Here is a 15,682-nt window from a genome sequence, read left to right as displayed (position 1 = left end):
CGTTTTAGCTAAACTCATCATTCTTGTTTTATTCAACAACAAATTTCGACAAACGCAACGCAACACATGCCAAACAAGTATTGGTATTAGTAATTCTTTTCTAATAGGGATACATAGTAGATTACAATATGTAAAGATACTTAACTAGACTGTTGATGGTGTATGAGGTCAATACCTCTTACATATTTAGAATTTTTAGACAAGCGAGCAGAAAGGGTTTGTGTCAACTTTCGGCTTTCTTTATCATTAATCACCTTGTATTTTAATTCTAATACCACATCAGGGAGTTGTGCCTTGGTCATTGTATATTCGCTAAAATGAGGATTGTAAAAAACCATATTATAATCTATGGTTATTCTATAGTTGCCACAATCTGAAAGAAAATACCTGCGCTCATAAGAGTTGTAAAGCGAAGGCGTGAGATTACTCAATTTTAAAGCTAATTCTCTGGTGTGATTTTCACCTATATTTTGGTGAATGATTTTTTGAATTTCTGCAAGTGGTTGGTCATGCAGGTTATAGGTGTTTCCGCTTAAAGCGAAAGACAACTTATCCCCTACAACACCATATTTTTTCTTGATTTCTAGTACAGGGTTGCTAATGCTTTCAAAAGCATCACCGTACCACCGTAACCGATATTTGTCTCGGAGTTCATCGCCAGAGACATTCTGATGATAAAAACTCATCGATTGATCGTCATAATAGATATTATTGACTGTACGCCGGTGAAAAATTTCGCGAAAGCAAAAAGAATTCACAAGAACAACTGTCTCTATGAGGTCTTCAGGAGTGATGCCTTCATACAGGAACTTGCGTTCATATCTGTGATTGTTCTCAGCGACTGCTTTTCCCATATTCCTTTCCATACATTTGGTCAATCACATTGTTAGAAACAGTTTCTACGGCGACATTATCTATCGTGAGACTGGATTTGTTTTCTATGAGATAGTCAAGTTCGTTATTTTGTAATGTCAGTTTTGCAATTTGGATAGAAGCCACGCCATATTCAGACTTTTTTTGAAAGGCCGAGATTCCTAATCGCGTATCTATAATACTGAGATTGCTAAGATTAACTTTTGAAAGATCTTTACTTACCACGCCTATTTCGCCACCAGATACGTGTATGTTTTCTCCAGTAATCGTACTATTTTCACCCGCGCTTATTGCCTTATCTGAGGGGTTTTTTATCGTAATATCTTTGATCACAAGAGTAGATCCAGAGACATCAATACCATCATTTCCAGCATTTATAAAGGTACACCGTTCTAATGTTCCAGTAACAAAATCGCCATCAAAAGCATCAGACTGCGTGCCTTCAAAGGTAGTATCTGTCATAGTAAATGAAGACCGTATAATGTTGAGTCCGTCCTCACATCGGTTATTTGAAAAGGTAGTGTGGGTAATGGTGACATCACTTTCGTGAAAGTTAACCGCGCCCGAAACCGACCATGTCGCGGAGTTGGGGTTAGAGAGATTGTCAAAACGACTATAACGTATTTGTGATGGCTGTGTAGCATTAGAAATAAATATTCCACCTCCAGTACCATCAGAAGAGTAAAATTTGATAGGCTTCTGGGCTGTCCCATTGCTTATGAATGTGGCATAAGAGAGAATAGATGCATTGTTTTTAAAATCTAATTCACATCCTGGAGAAACCTTAATCGTATATCCAGTGGGGATGATCAGGTCTCGGGTAAGTTTATGATTGCCTTCTTTAAAGAACAATATATTTTCAGGTTGTTCTTCGATAAAGGAAAATGTAGTAAAGTTGGGTGTTCTAGCTTTTCTATAAAAAGCAACGCTTTTTTCTAAAGTGGAGTTTTTCCCATAGGGTTTGATCGTTGCCTCTCTTTTAACATTTATGCCAGGTACATAATGAGCGATTCTTAACTTCTGAACATCTTTAGGATATTGGAAGGTTCCTTTTTTATTCTTTTTTGAAACAAACGCATTCACAAAAAACTGGCTTAGTTTAAAATCAATAACAGTACTTGACCGCTCTTTTATAGTTACTGGATTTTTATAGAGACCTAAGACCCTACCTTCATCGTCTAAGAGATGTTCTACAGTGATAGGGAGCCCAGATACATTTTTTATTTCAACTTTTATTTGCTTCTCATCATGAGATAATAAGTTTGCTGTAATGAGTACAGCAGGATTGATCTGTTTTTTTATAAAGTTGCTATTGTAGGTTAGAATATCTATATCAAAAGTGGCGTCATACTCAGTAAATAAATCCATTTTTAAGGATGCAAGCTGGTCGTTATGATCAAGCATAAGCGTATTTATAAAGCTAGCGCTACTGACAAGTTTCAGTTTTTCTAAAAGCTTTTTTTGAAAAACAGTATCGTTTTTGGCCATTGGATACTGAAGTGTTTTCTCCAAACGAGTCCCACTGTTTGAGTCAAAAGAAATGGGTTCTAGTTTACTAGTAATAGGGTTATAATAAAAGCGTAGATTATGCCATATCAATCCATGATATCCGCCAAAGAGGTTGGAAAGCGCTAAAAACATAGATAGTTTTTCAACATCAAAAACATCAGAGGGCATGTATTTGCCTTGGCGTAATCCTTCTAGTAAGTCTTTTGCTGTTTCAAATTGCTTTAAAAGAGCAGGATCTGCAAGCACTTTATTTTCATTAAAGACTTTAATCTGTGCATTGCGTAAACTGTGAAGTTCTCTCGATTGTGCAGTAGGTTCTAATCCTAGAACGCGTTGTTTTTGCCTATCTTTCCACAAAAGGGATTCATCAAAAGCGAGGATAATCCCTTCTCTCTTTTTGTTGTTTTCGATAAGAATTTTATCAAAAGACTCTTCTATGGCCATGATTCCCATAGGAATCTCTGTATCTGTACTGCCATTCTCTACAGTAAGATGTACATCTGCAAAATCATATCGAAGTCCTATAATTCCTTGATCCTTTATAGCTTTGTTAAATAACCATTCCCACAAGTAATTCCGAACAACAGGATGTTGTACAGAAAATTTACGCATCCCTTTAAAGGTTTGATCCCCTTTCATAATAAAACGATACGACCATTTATTCTCGTGCTTTAAATGATCGGTCCAATCTCCTTTAAGACGTAATTCTACTTTTTGAAACTCTTTATTGTTTAAAGAAATACGTCCATCCACCATGTCATCATCTTCAGAGATAAGAACTCCTTTGCTCAACGCATCATCTCTTTTGGCCTTGATTTTATTAAACGCCTTTTGGTCTACTACAAAATGAATCTTTTCTAACTGTTTTTTTAATTGATCTTGTGGAATATTATCAAGCGTTATTTTTCTTAGGTCAAGAGATCTACCAGCTTTGGGCTGAAAACGCCCGGTATTTATATATGCGATATTTTCAAGAGGAATATAGCTTTCTTTATAACTGCTGCTTATCAAATCTTTTTGAAAAACATAATACGTAGTTTTATCAGTGGTAATCACCTCAGGCTTTTGCTTGAAATCTACATTTGCATACTGAGCGTTACCTTTAAGTTTTGTGCTATCTTTCACGTATACGTGTATAAAGAAGGAGTCAGAAAGATCTCGCCCTTCAGGTTTTTTGTTGTATTTGTAAATTAATTTAGGCACACTGGTGGTGTTTGCTAGGTATACACTCAAGGTAGCATCGCTATATAATTCGTGATCGGTTGTTTCAAATAACCCTGCATAAGTTATTGTTTTTAATACAGTGGGGCTATTTAGACGAGCAGATGCTTCATCTTTTGTTTTAGAAATATTTTTTATAATATTTGGATTGTCTTTGATCAGTATAAAAAAGCTTAAAAGTAATACCCCTATAATAGCTACTATAGTAGAGGCTTTTACTTTCTTGGAGGTAGTATTTTTGATTTTCATTTAAATAGCGTGTGTCTTTAAATTAAAGGGTGTTATCTATAAAAGTAACGTCCACTTTAGGATCTATGGCAATCAGATTTGAATTGATTGTATTCAAATCTTCAAGAGAAGTGACCTTCACAAGAAAATTAATAGCAATAGCACGTTCTTGATGTTTTATTCTTTTTACTTCAAGTTGCAAGGTATTTGCACTTATCGCATCACTTATTTTTTCTATAAGCGCTGTTTTTTGATCGGTATCACACGTAAGATTTACGAGTAGGTTTTGGGTAATAGAAGCGCTTCCGCTTTTGTTTTGTAATACTACAATCAACATTAACAGTATAAAGCCAATAAGGGTGGGGAGTAATTGATTAGCCCCCATTCCTAGCCCTATCGCAATGGCCATAAAAAAGTAGCCCAATTCTTCGGGTTCTTTAATGGCTGTTCTAAAACGTACAATAGATAAGGCGCCAACAAGCCCTAAGGATAAGGCTAATGATGATTTTACAATAGATATAATAATAAATGTAGTGAGTCCTACAATCATTAAAACCTTTGCAAGTTGCGCTCTATTAGATATGGATTGTCCGTATTTGTTATAAATAACAGAAAGGATATATAATAAAGCAGCGCATAGTAGGATGTATGCGACATAATTGTAAGGAGAAAAAGAATCTTCGGCGTTTAAAGAAAACTGTTCTAGAAATTTATCCATGAAAATGGGTGTAAAGTTATGGTTAAGCGAATGTAAATTTATTTACCCAAAAGAACTAAAAATACACCAAATTTCCTCGGTTTTAGATCAGTCTTGCCTTCATAGAAGTCATTTTTATGATAAATAAAGAAGTCCCTAGGTGTTGAGTTTAGGTGCGCTTTCGCGAAAGCAAAAACAGCCTCTTGAAAATTAAATAAAATACGCTTTTATATAAAGAAGAAAACAGTATCTTTGCGCCGTGAAAAACGGAGATTTTTTCATCATATATTTTGCTAAACATTAAATAGTTAATAATGTCAAAAGTTACAGGTAAAGTTGCACAAATCATTGGCCCTGTTGTAGACGTAGCGTTTGCAAGCGGAGCTGAATTACCGAAAATTTACGATTCACTAGAAGTGACAAACTCAGACGGAACGTTGTTAGTTCTTGAAGTTCAATCACATATCGGTGAGAATACAGTACGTACCATATCTATGGATTCTACAGACGGATTAAGCCGCGGTGTAGATGCAGTAGCCACTGGAGCACCTATCCAGATGCCTATCGGAGATGATATTTATGGACGTCTTTTTAACGTAATTGGAGATGCCATTGATGGTATCGGTAACTTACCAAAAGCAGGTGAAGCAGGACTTCCTATTCACCGTAGCGCACCAAAATTTGAAGATTTGTCAACCTCTACCGAAGTACTTTTTACAGGTATTAAAGTAATCGACCTTATTGAGCCTTATGCAAAAGGAGGTAAGATTGGATTATTTGGAGGAGCTGGAGTAGGAAAGACGGTACTTATTCAGGAGTTGATTAACAATATTGCAAAAGGACACGGAGGACTTTCTGTATTTGCAGGAGTAGGAGAACGTACACGTGAAGGAAATGACCTTTTGAGAGAAATGCTAGAGTCTGGTATTATCAAATACGGAGATGACTTTATGCATTCTATGGAAGATGGAGGATGGGACCTTTCTAAAGTTGATAAAACAGCGATGAAAGACTCAAAAGCAACCTTCGTATTCGGACAAATGAATGAGCCTCCTGGAGCCCGTGCTCGTGTGGCACTTTCAGGATTGACCATTGCAGAGTATTTCCGTGATGGAGCAGGAGAAGGACAAGGAAAAGACGTACTTTTCTTCGTAGATAATATCTTCCGTTTTACACAAGCAGGTTCTGAGGTATCTGCACTTTTAGGACGTATGCCATCTGCGGTAGGATACCAGCCTACACTTGCTACAGAGATGGGAGCGATGCAAGAGCGTATTACATCAACAAAAAGAGGATCTATTACATCTGTACAAGCGGTGTATGTACCTGCAGATGACCTTACCGATCCAGCACCAGCAACAACATTTGCTCACTTGGATGCAACTACAGTACTTTCACGTAAGATTGCTGAGCTAGGTATTTACCCAGCGGTAGATCCATTAGATTCTACATCTCGTATCCTTACAGCAGAAATTCTTGGTAAAGAGCATTACGAGTGTGCGCAAAATGTAAAAGAGTTATTACAACGTTACAAAGAACTTCAAGATATCATCGCTATTCTTGGTATGGAAGAACTTTCTGAAGAAGATAAAATGGCCGTTGGACGTGCACGTCGTGTACAACGTTTCTTATCTCAACCATTCCATGTGGCAGAGCAGTTTACAGGAATTCCAGGGGTATTAGTAGATATTAAAGAAACGATCAAAGGATTTAATATGATTATGGACGGGGAGTTAGATCACCTTCCAGAAGCAGCTTTCAACCTTAAAGGAACTATCGAAGAAGCGATTGAGGCTGGAGAAAAAATGCTTGCAGAAGCTTAAACTAGTTCATGCTGAACTTGTTTCAGTATGTATTCAAATTTAGAATAAGAATAATAAGACTCTGAAATAAATCCAGAGTAGTTAAACAAGTTTAACTATGTATTTAGAAATTGTAACACCAGAAGCATCATTAGTCAAAGGAGAAGTAACTTCTGTTACGGTACCTGGCGTACATGGAGAATTCCAAATGTTAAACAATCACGCTGCCGTTGTATCTCTTTTGATGGAAGGTAACGTAAAGTTTGACGGAAGCCCTGAGATTACAGAAGGTTTTGAAGATAAGTTTGTAAAAGAAAAAGACGGTAAATGGTCACTAGCCATTACAAGCGGAACTTTAGAAATGAATAATAATAAAGTGATTGTATTAGCAGATTAAGTAGTACAATTCTTGAAAATTAAAATCCCAAATTTCTTTACAGAGTTTGGGATTTTTTTTGGATATATTTAGTATTGAGAGAGATATTCAATAATGGCAGTACGCTTGTATTTTTTTGCAATATCTAATGCAGTTTTGCCGTTGTTTTCTTTTGTTTTATCTGCTCCCGCTTCTATAAGTTTTTTCACCATTTCTAGTTGGTTATATTTTGCGGCATACATTAATGGAGACATATAGTCGCAGGCTTTATCTACATCTATTTTCTCTTTAGCGATAAGGTACTCAAAACATTGCTGTGCTTTAAATTTAATACTCAGTCCTAGTAAGCTAAATTTTAAACCTTTTTGATCTAGGCAAGAATTTTCTTGACCAGGATGAGTGATCTCTTTTAAAACAGTAACATTATCTTTCCTTATGGCAAGCATTATTTCTTTTTTTAGAAGTTGGGCTTGTAGGCTTGAAAAACAAAATAGGAAAATGATAAGAGAGAATAAGATTTTCATAAATAAATAATTTAATTAAATATAGCTATTTTACTAAGTATTCAACAATATTTTCTGGCTGGCAATCTATGGCTTTCCAGCGACAGAAGTTATTCAAAAAATATAAATCAACTACAATTAATAACTGGTATAACAATATGAAATAGTGCTTTATGAATTAGTTGAGAAGCTATGTCAAGCTTCAAAATAAAGAATGTACGGAGTTTTGGCAAGTAGATTCTAGATATACACGTGCATTACATCATTGTGAGCCCATGTATATTTTAGAATTTAAAACCCTTATTCATCATTAAATGATTAGAAATGTTTAATTCTTACTTAGGATTCAACCATAAATCACGTCTTTTCAATACTTTTTTGTCAGATACATTGGTGTCTAATTCAATTGTATAGGAAGGGTCTTGTTGGAGTGTGGCAGTTGTTTCTTTCGTTACTCCGTAGCGTTCATAGGTGATGCGTAAGACATCATTAGGACTTAATCCTGATAGGATATCATTAAAGGAGTTTTCTGGTGTTATAGCGGTGTTATTAATGGTGATAATTTTATCTCCATTTTCTAATCCTGCCTTGTAAGCGGCGGTTCCTATTGTGGTATTTTGGGTAATAGCCCCATTGGTCACTGAAACGCCAAAAGACGCCTTGCTTCCATCTTGGGATAAGGACACGCCCACACTTTCAAAAAGGCGTTGCATCTCAGGCATGTTACTTTTGTAAATGTAGTTTTGAAAAAAATAATCTCCAAAGGCTTCTCCTGCATAGTCTTTTAATAACTCGTGTAAATCCTCTACCGTATAGGGCTTTTCTTTTTTACCATGCTTTTTCCAAACCAACTTCATATAGTCGTCAAGATTCAGATTTTTTTCTCTGAGAGACAAATCCAAGGCAAGCCCAAGGGCACTACCGTAGGAATAGTAGGAAATAAAGGTATTGTTTCTATTGACAGGGTCTACGGCTGTGGCGGCATCTACAAATGGGGCTTGGTAGCTCATCTCTATAGGATTAAAGAACTGGCGCGCTGGCGAATTCCACACATAATTAAAGGTGCGCGTGAGTCCTTGTATATAGTCTTTCTTGGATAAGAGTTCTGCTCGACGCATCATAAGTGATGTATAATAACTCGTAAACCCTTCGGCAAACCATAAGGCTTCACTCATATTGGCAGTTTCAAAATCAAAAGGCTCTAAATCGCTAGGGCGGATACGTTCTACATTCCATCCATGAAAAAACTCATGGGACACCGTTCCTATATTTCGCTGTAAGCCACCATCAGCAAGACTTCGTGTACTGGTTAAGATGGTAGAATTTCTATGTTCCATGCCATCTCCAGAGGCATTCGGGATATAACAAGCCAAAAAGAAATACGCCCCATAATCATAGGAAGGAAGTTCTCCAAACACCTCTTTTTGTTGTAAGACAATCTTTTTAACATCCTCAAAATACGTATCTAACTCGGCTTCTGTGCCGTTATGGTGTAGCACAAAGTTCACCGTTTGCTTGTCTACATCAAAAGAACGGATGCTGTGATTGCTCACTTCTGTAGGGCTATCCATAAAATACTGTAAGTCCATTGCGTAGTAGGTGTCATTCCCTTTATTCTCTAACTGGGTAGCGACCTTCCAATTAAGATCTTGACGAGGTTTAAAAGTGACTTGCATTGCTTTGTCAGCTAAAGCAGGCATATACATAAAAGTTGCGGGCATATTGAGATGCGCATGCGTTTCATCTACTTGTGTGTAGGTTCCGTCTCCTCTATTAGCAAACAAGGTATACGACACTTGAACGGTTCCGTCATGTCCTTCTACGTTCCAAGAATACGGATCTGGGCGTGTGGCATTCAGTATATTTCCTTTTCCATCTGTTACCTTTACGTTATACACGTTTTTTGCAAATTCGTGAATTGCATACCTTCCGGGAGATGTTCTGCTCATTCTAAAGCTGGCTTTATTCCCTTTTAGATTTGAGAAAACAGCCAATATTTCTGCTTCATGATGTACCGCATTTTCAAAGGAAATAGTATAAGATGTAGTAACTTTCCCCTTTTGAGCCGTGACCGTCAAGGGTAAAAATGCCGTGAGTAGTAGGAAGATAAGATGTTTCATAATTCGTGTTTTAAATCTGTAAAGAATGGTATATTTTCATACTGGGTACGCTTTCGCGAAAGCGAACTTAACTTGCTTCTTTAAATTATAATGGGCTTATTAATGCATAATGCAGGTTTAATATAAATCCCAATTTCCTTGTTTGTAATATACATACAGTGTAGGTTCAAAGATAGTGTTGATTTTAATGTCTGTTGTATCTGTAAGTGGTTTTCCAAAAGAAGCAATTCCTGATAAGGTTTCTTTGTTAAGCCAAGTGAGCTGAAGGTTTTGTAAATCAATCATTTCCAAATCCTCTTTATATAACGGTGTTTTTTTAGCCAAAATCCAGCCCCATTCTCCTAAGGTTAGTACTTGATTATGGATAGGCAACGTATAAAATCCCGCCGATGTAAGGGTCTTGTCTATACAATAAAAGGCTTTGGTGGCATAATACGGACTTCCTGATTGCGTGATAAACGTACCCTCTGGAGCAAGGTGATTATAGCATATTCTATAAAACTCTTTGGTGTATAATTTATTGAGATCTACATTATTGGGATCGGGTAAATCTACAAGAATAACGTCATAAGTAGCCTTAGATTTTTCTAGAAAAGTAAAAGCATCTGCTGTGATGGTAGTGACTTTGGCATGATTGAGTGCGTTTTTATTTATGCTTGTGAAAATAGGGTTTGACTTGCCAAGGTCAATCATTTTAGGATCTAAATCTACAAGCGTAATGGACTCAATATCATTATACTGTAATAATTCTCTTGCAATGCAACCGTCGCCTCCGCCTAGGATGAGGATGTTTTTTTTAGAAGCAGTCAGTCCAAGGGTGGTGTGCACCATGGGTTCGTGATAGAGATATTCATCAAAAGTGGATAGTTGTTGGTTTCCGTTGATATATAATGAAAACCAATCACTCCATTGGGTGATGACTATTTTCTGATATTTGGTTTGTTCACTAAATACAATCTTGTCTTTGTATTTGGCTTGCTCTCCAAATAATACCAATGGTTTTGCATAGATGAGTCCGACTAAAACGACCAGAAATACACTGATGTAGGAGATCCATAATATGCGCTGAAGCTTCTGAGAGATATGTGATTTAAGGACATAAAATAACCAAAAAGAAACGACAAGATTGACAAGTCCTAGGACAAATGGCGTATAGGTTAATCCTAAATAGGGAAGTCCTACAAAGGCAAAAAATAATCCGCCTAGCAGACTACCGTAATAATCTTTTTCTAGAATATTCGAAATATTAAGGCGTAACTCTTCATAGGATTCATTAATACGCGTTGCAAACGGGATTTCCAAACCTATAAGTAACCCGATGGCGATGGACAATAGATAAATAATGATCCAAGAGTTATTAGTATATCCATAAATAATATAAGAGGCGATCGCAGAAAAAGAAACTAATAATGATAGGAGCAACTCTGCAATTACAAAATAGAACACAATATTGGTGTTAAAAACCTTACTGATCCTGCTTCCAAGCCCCATAGAAAAGAGCATAATCGAGACGATTAATGTAAACTGTAAGATGGCATTCCCTATAAAATAACTCGCTAGTGTAGATAAGACATACTCTGCAACAATACCGCTAAATCCTGTCGCAAACAGCGCTATTTTTAAAACGAGTGATTTCTTTTTGTTTGATATACTCAATATAAGATTCCTTTTTTAGTGAAACTCGATTTTATAAAGTATGAAAGACGCATACAAAATAGTTAGTTAAACCTGCCTTTGCCGGCAGGCAGGCTAATCCCGCTTTTTTCAGTGGAATCTATGGTTTAATACCTTGACATTTCAATCAATTACTTTTATCGAATTTAGAACTTCACTGTAGGGTTATATATCTTTACTTTCCAAATCCTCCCGAACGTGAACGTGTAGAAGAGGAGGTGTTATAACGCGAACTACTGCGACTACTTTTTGATGATGACTTTGCGTAGGATTTCCAAGAATTACTAGAGGTTCTTCTGCTAAAAAAAGAAGGGCGCTTGCTTTTTTGATAGGCACTACTAGTACCATACCATATCTAGAGGTGCCATTAGGTTGTGATCCATAATAAGATCTTCCATTAGCACTCGCTGTTCTGTATCCAGCATAATCTCTCTGGTAGGCAGGTCTTCGCAACATCCAGTACCAGAATAGTAAACTAGGACCATGCGAACGCCATCTTCTTTCTGAGGAATTAGAATTGGTTGTGCTTGCTGTACTTGTACTGTCCTGCGTTTTTGTGACTTCTTCCCACTCTCCATACTTTGGATTTCCAATGGCCCATCCAAAACCTACAGGTTGTGCATTTCTAGAAAGCTTCCCTCCATGATTCGATACAATCTCCATTCCCAAGTCTTTCTCATGCTTTTCAAAGAAAGCTTGGTTAACGGGTTTCCAAGAAAGTGAGTCTACAACTAGAGAATCATCTATAACTTTAAGAATATGGTATTTGTGCTCAAAAAGACGTTTGTTGTCTTTTTCAGAGATGTTCATATCGTTCAGAACAATAGAGAAATCGGTGCCTCTTAGTTCACGTATGATCTTGTCTGAAGGTTCAGTGGTTACCTTAACACTTTCCATATCAGCATCTCCACAAGAGATACTAAGTGCTGATAAGAAAATAAAGACGGAATAATAAAATATAGACTTCATACGTGTGAATGATTATACGTTATAAGATATGCTAAAGTACTGTTTTTTGAGTTTCTATAAAGATTTGAAAAATAATAACCTTTTTATTTAGTTGATTTTATGTTTTTTAATGCCTTTTCTTTGATCTCCACACCGTAATAAACAGCGAGCGTATCGTCTTTTGTTTTTTCTATAGTAAGTAGTGCATCGTCACTTGCGTAAAACATAAAAACCTCTGTTTTTTCCCAACTCGTGCCTAACGTTTGGTTTTTAGAACTCCCTCTATAATGCTCTTCTTGTTCATATTCTTGCCCGTCATAAATCATAATTTTGGTAGCCATACCATCTTTTAAGGTCTCTTGTGGAATCTCTATGCTTTCGCTAAAATAAATCTCATAATCACCCTGATAGCGCTCTACTTCCAGGTAAGCTTCGCTATTATTTTTTGAGCGTATTTTGTATTCTACGCTTTTTCCATCTACACCCCAATCATAATCAGATATTTCTATAATCTCCCAAGTGTTACTTTTGTATTTAAAAGTAGTCCCTAGGCTAAGGCTATTAAGTTGTATTTCGTTTTTATTTCCAAACATCTATTATTTTTTTAGTTCCTTCCCGCAATGTGGACAATGTTCACAAGAATTATCTTGTGCTTTTTTTCTGTTGTGTTGTATTTCTTCAATATAGGCAGAGCTTATAATCCCTGTGGGGAGAGCTACAATGCCGATTCCTAATAATGCAATGACGCCACTTAGTACTTTTCCTATTCCCGTAACAGGATAGATGTCTCCGTATCCTACGGTAGTAAGTGTAGCTACTGCCCACCATAAGGCTTCCCCTATATTTGAAAAAGCTTCAGGTTGTGCTTCATTTTCTATGTTGTACATTAATGTCGCAGAGAGAATAAGAAGTAAAGAGACGATAAATACGGTGATTAAAATATCTGCCTTGGTCCTTTTAAAAACCTGCGTAATTAATTTTAAAGAATTAGAATGTCTATTTAGTTTTAAAAGACGTAAAAGGCGGAATAATCTCAGCACACGTACCACACGTAAATCTATCTTTATAAAATAAGGAAGGTAGAAAGGAAGCACGGATACAAGGTCAATGATTCCCATAAAAGAACCTATATATTTTAATCTTGCCCTGTAAGGTTTTACCTCTGGATACTCCAAATCTGCTGTCCAAATCCGGATAAGATATTCAATAGAAAATACAATGATCGAAATGATTTCTATATACCAAAAAAGGGTTTGATAGTCTTTATTAATATTTTGATACGATTCTAAAAATAGCGCAATAACATTAATGATAATCAGTCCAGAGATAAAATAATGCACAAAGGCATCTCCTTTGCTATTATTTTGATCCTCATCTAATAAATTATATAAGGTCTGTTTAATTTTCATTTTTCATAGCATTATGTGCTTCAATTCTTTTTAAAGCGCCTCTTTTACTATCTTCTTCTTCATAGTGCGTTGCTCCAAAGGCTTCTTTAAGCCATAAAATACCTGCCTCTAAGGCATAGGATTGATTACAAGTAAAGATATCTAAGGCAACATAGCTATGTTCTGGCCAGGTATGGATAGCAATATGACTTTCTTGGATCACAATCACCCCACTGATCCCTATAGGAGAAAACTCATGAATCGTCGTGTTGATGACGGTCAGTTTCATTAAGCCGGCCGCTTTAAGGAGGGCGTGCTCAATAAAATCCCTAGCATTTATCTTTTCAGGATCACAACCATAAAAATCAATGGTTTTCTGATATCCGAGGTGTGTGTTCTTCATCATCCAAATATAATGGAATAATGTAAAGACAAAATAACTTTTTGCATGTATTACACTATAAATGAGTAAGAGTTCGCTTTCGCGAAAGCGTGTAAAGCCAAAGAATAGTCCGTTTTAAACTACGCTAGTTGCTACACCGTTAAATCATTTTCTGTCTGTAATTCGATGCCTCTCTGGAATACTTTTGCAATAAAAAAAAGAATAGCAGCAAGAAATAAAAATTCTTTACCACTCAAAGTAAAATCAATCTCAATTCCTTCTTCTATGAAACGTTGACCACCCAAAGTTAAATCGGCCTCAAATCCTTTTTTTATCAAACGTCGACAGTATCGATCCGCAATAATTGAAATGATCCCACAACCTAATGCTAATTGACTAATTTTTGAGATAAGAATCGCTGTAGCTTCTGTAAAAGGATGTCTTAAATTCCCTGTAGTTGCTATTTTTATAGCAAGGTATGCGATGTAGGCATGTAAGCTTACCACAGTGATTGAGAGAGAACCTACCGCCCAAAATGCTCTTATGTCTGTTGTACGAAGTTTAAAAAGATCAAGATTTAGGTATATAATTCTAGCTTTTTCAGGATCTATAGAACCCAAGCCAAAAGTGAATACTAATACACCTACTGTAATTAAAAGACTAATAAAGACGATCCAAAATATAAATTTCAGGATACTTATGAGTTGTTGTGTTTTCATACTATGTAGATTACTAATTGATTGTAATGAGGTTATTCTTCTGTATATTCCAAAATATCTCCTGGCTGACAGTCTAATGCTTTGCAAATAGCTTCTAATGTCGAAAAACGAACTGCTTTTGCCTTTCCAGATTTAAGAATAGACAGGTTTGCTTCAGTGATACCCACAATCTCTGCCAGCTCTTTACTCTTCATCTTACGTTTAACAAGCATCATATCTAGGTTAATAATAATAGGCATAGGTTATATGGTTAGTTCGTTTTCAGACTTTATATGCAATCCATTTTTCAAAACACTCGCAATAGTAATTAATCCAAAGCCTAAAATAATAGTGTACCCATTTTCAATAGCTTGAACAACATTATACGGCAGTAAGACATTGCTATATTCTGAGTAATAAAAAACAGTATATAATCTCCAAATGAGCATGATAATTCCAAAAAGTAAAAGTAAAATACCTGATAAACGAATTGATTTTATGCTTTTTGAGTTGAAATACCCTTGAGAGATGATGTGCCATATCCCTTTAGATAAGGCAATTTGAGCTACAAAAAAGATCATTATGGTAAGTGCGTACACAAAAATGAGAAAATGCGCTTGCGTGTCTGAATTTAAAAGCTCGTCTAGGGAATTTAAATTAAAGAAATAGTAAAAGAGTTTGAAGAAATTGAAAAGGACAACAATAAGAATGATGCCCAGTAATATTTTTATTTTGGTCATGATGTGTAAAATTAGATGGTGAGTTCGTTTTCTTCTTTAAGCTGACTAGCTTTCTCAAAGGCTTCACTTAAAAACAAAAAGAAGAGTCCTAGAATGATAAAAATAAATAAAGTGGAATCTAAGCTAAAACCAATCTGGCTTTCTAAAAGAAGCGTTATAACCATTTTTACAGCCGTGGCTCCTATACCTACACCAATAAATAGCTTTCCAATTTTTTTAAAATTACCAATGATATACTCTGTAAAATAGGCTCCTTTAGAAATATGATCTACACTATTTTTAATAAGGTGTATAGACCTAAAATACAGAAAGAAAATAATGGCTATAAGAACGAGCGCAATACTACTTTTCCATAAAGTGATATCCGTAAGGTTGATTGTAGTACCCAAAAAAGAAATGTCATACTTTTTTTGAGTAAACAGTAAAATAGGAGCTGTAATAAGCCCAATGGCAAAAGCAAGTAACATCAAATAGTAATAGATATTAATAAGTGTTTTTAAAAAAGAAAGTGATTTCATAATTA

16 protein-coding genes are annotated in these 15,682 nt (G+C 35.9%); 2 read left to right on the top strand and 14 right to left on the bottom strand.

Going from position 1 to position 15,682, the window contains the following annotated elements:
* Positions 1 to 140: 140 nt before the first annotated feature.
* From ACFO3O_RS14745 to ACFO3O_RS14735, 3 genes are read right to left on the bottom strand one after another with little or no spacing between them, the layout of a single operon-like run.
* Positions 141 to 866, bottom strand: coding sequence for a VTC domain-containing protein (locus ACFO3O_RS14745; RefSeq protein ID WP_379980130.1), 726 nt, complete (start codon positions 864 to 866; stop codon positions 141 to 143).
* On the bottom strand, positions 835 to 3,852 hold the full coding sequence (locus tag ACFO3O_RS14740; RefSeq protein WP_379980128.1) for a pectate lyase family protein: 3,018 nt from the start codon (positions 3,850 to 3,852) through the stop codon (positions 835 to 837). Before ACFO3O_RS14740 ends, ACFO3O_RS14745 begins: the two co-directional genes overlap by 32 nt.
* A 22-nt stretch (positions 3,853 to 3,874) precedes the next feature.
* Positions 3,875 to 4,549 carry a DUF4956 domain-containing protein gene (locus tag ACFO3O_RS14735; protein WP_379980126.1) on the bottom strand — a complete coding sequence of 225 codons (675 nt, stop codon included), beginning with the start codon at positions 4,547 to 4,549 and terminating at the stop codon, positions 3,875 to 3,877.
* Between the two features lie 293 nt (positions 4,550 to 4,842).
* Here ACFO3O_RS14735 and atpD point away from each other — a divergent pair, with 293 nt between their 5' ends.
* Positions 4,843 to 6,351, top strand: a complete 1,509-nt coding sequence (gene atpD / locus ACFO3O_RS14730; RefSeq protein ID WP_379980124.1) for a F0F1 ATP synthase subunit beta — start codon at positions 4,843 to 4,845, stop codon at positions 6,349 to 6,351.
* Positions 6,352 to 6,448: 97 nt separating this feature from the next.
* On the top strand, positions 6,449 to 6,727 hold the full coding sequence (locus ACFO3O_RS14725) for a FoF1 ATP synthase subunit delta/epsilon (protein ID WP_379980122.1): 279 nt from the start codon (positions 6,449 to 6,451) through the stop codon (positions 6,725 to 6,727).
* Positions 6,728 to 6,795: 68 nt separating this feature from the next.
* On the opposite strand, the gene ACFO3O_RS14720 is transcribed toward ACFO3O_RS14725, so the two are convergent.
* The 11 genes from ACFO3O_RS14720 to ACFO3O_RS14670 all read right to left on the bottom strand — a co-directional run bounded on the left by ACFO3O_RS14720 (position 6,796) and on the right by ACFO3O_RS14670 (position 15,677).
* A complete protein-coding gene (locus tag ACFO3O_RS14720) occupies positions 6,796 to 7,230 on the bottom strand; it encodes an ankyrin repeat domain-containing protein (protein ID WP_379980120.1) in 435 nt (144 codons plus the stop codon).
* A 314-nt stretch (positions 7,231 to 7,544) separates the two neighbouring features.
* Positions 7,545 to 9,329, bottom strand: a complete 1,785-nt coding sequence (locus ACFO3O_RS14715; protein ID WP_379980118.1) for a M61 family metallopeptidase — start codon at positions 9,327 to 9,329, stop codon at positions 7,545 to 7,547.
* 117 nt (positions 9,330 to 9,446) lie between these two features.
* Positions 9,447 to 10,985: a polyamine aminopropyltransferase gene (locus ACFO3O_RS14710; protein ID WP_379980116.1), complete on the bottom strand. Its 1,539-nt coding sequence runs from the start codon at positions 10,983 to 10,985 to the stop codon at positions 9,447 to 9,449.
* Positions 10,986 to 11,168: 183 nt separating this feature from the next.
* Positions 11,169 to 11,972 carry a hypothetical protein gene (locus ACFO3O_RS14705; protein ID WP_379980114.1) on the bottom strand — a complete coding sequence of 268 codons (804 nt, stop codon included), beginning with the start codon at positions 11,970 to 11,972 and terminating at the stop codon, positions 11,169 to 11,171.
* Positions 11,973 to 12,055: 83 nt separating this feature from the next.
* Positions 12,056 to 12,544 (bottom strand): DUF4178 domain-containing protein, encoded by a 489-nt coding sequence (locus ACFO3O_RS14700; RefSeq protein ID WP_379980112.1) that lies wholly within the window; start codon positions 12,542 to 12,544, stop codon positions 12,056 to 12,058.
* Positions 12,545 to 12,547: 3 nt separating this feature from the next.
* Positions 12,548 to 13,360: an ion transporter gene (locus tag ACFO3O_RS14695; protein ID WP_379980110.1), complete on the bottom strand. Its 813-nt coding sequence runs from the start codon at positions 13,358 to 13,360 to the stop codon at positions 12,548 to 12,550.
* Positions 13,350 to 13,745, bottom strand: a complete 396-nt coding sequence (gene speD / locus ACFO3O_RS14690; RefSeq protein WP_379980108.1) for an adenosylmethionine decarboxylase — start codon at positions 13,743 to 13,745, stop codon at positions 13,350 to 13,352. Before speD ends, ACFO3O_RS14695 begins: the two co-directional genes overlap by 11 nt.
* 128 nt (positions 13,746 to 13,873) lie before the next feature.
* On the bottom strand, positions 13,874 to 14,440 hold the full coding sequence (locus tag ACFO3O_RS14685) for a hypothetical protein (RefSeq protein WP_379980106.1): 567 nt from the start codon (positions 14,438 to 14,440) through the stop codon (positions 13,874 to 13,876).
* Positions 14,441 to 14,472: 32 nt separating this feature from the next.
* Positions 14,473 to 14,679, bottom strand: a complete 207-nt coding sequence (locus ACFO3O_RS14680) for a helix-turn-helix domain-containing protein (RefSeq protein ID WP_379980104.1) — start codon at positions 14,677 to 14,679, stop codon at positions 14,473 to 14,475.
* 3 nt (positions 14,680 to 14,682) lie between these two features.
* Entirely contained in the window at positions 14,683 to 15,159 is a 477-nt protein-coding gene (locus tag ACFO3O_RS14675) for a hypothetical protein (RefSeq protein ID WP_379980102.1), read from the bottom strand.
* A gap of 11 nt (positions 15,160 to 15,170) precedes the next feature.
* The gene (locus ACFO3O_RS14670) at positions 15,171 to 15,677 is read right to left on the bottom strand and encodes a DUF2975 domain-containing protein (protein WP_379980100.1); all 507 of its coding nucleotides are present in this window, start codon (positions 15,675 to 15,677) and stop codon (positions 15,171 to 15,173) included.
* Positions 15,678 to 15,682: the final 5 nt, after the last annotated feature.

It is taken from the genome of Dokdonia ponticola (genome assembly GCF_042653865.1).
In the GTDB taxonomy this organism is placed as follows: Bacteria; Bacteroidota; Bacteroidia; order Flavobacteriales; family Flavobacteriaceae; genus Dokdonia; species Dokdonia ponticola.
This window is presented reverse-complemented; position numbering and strand designations above follow the sequence as displayed.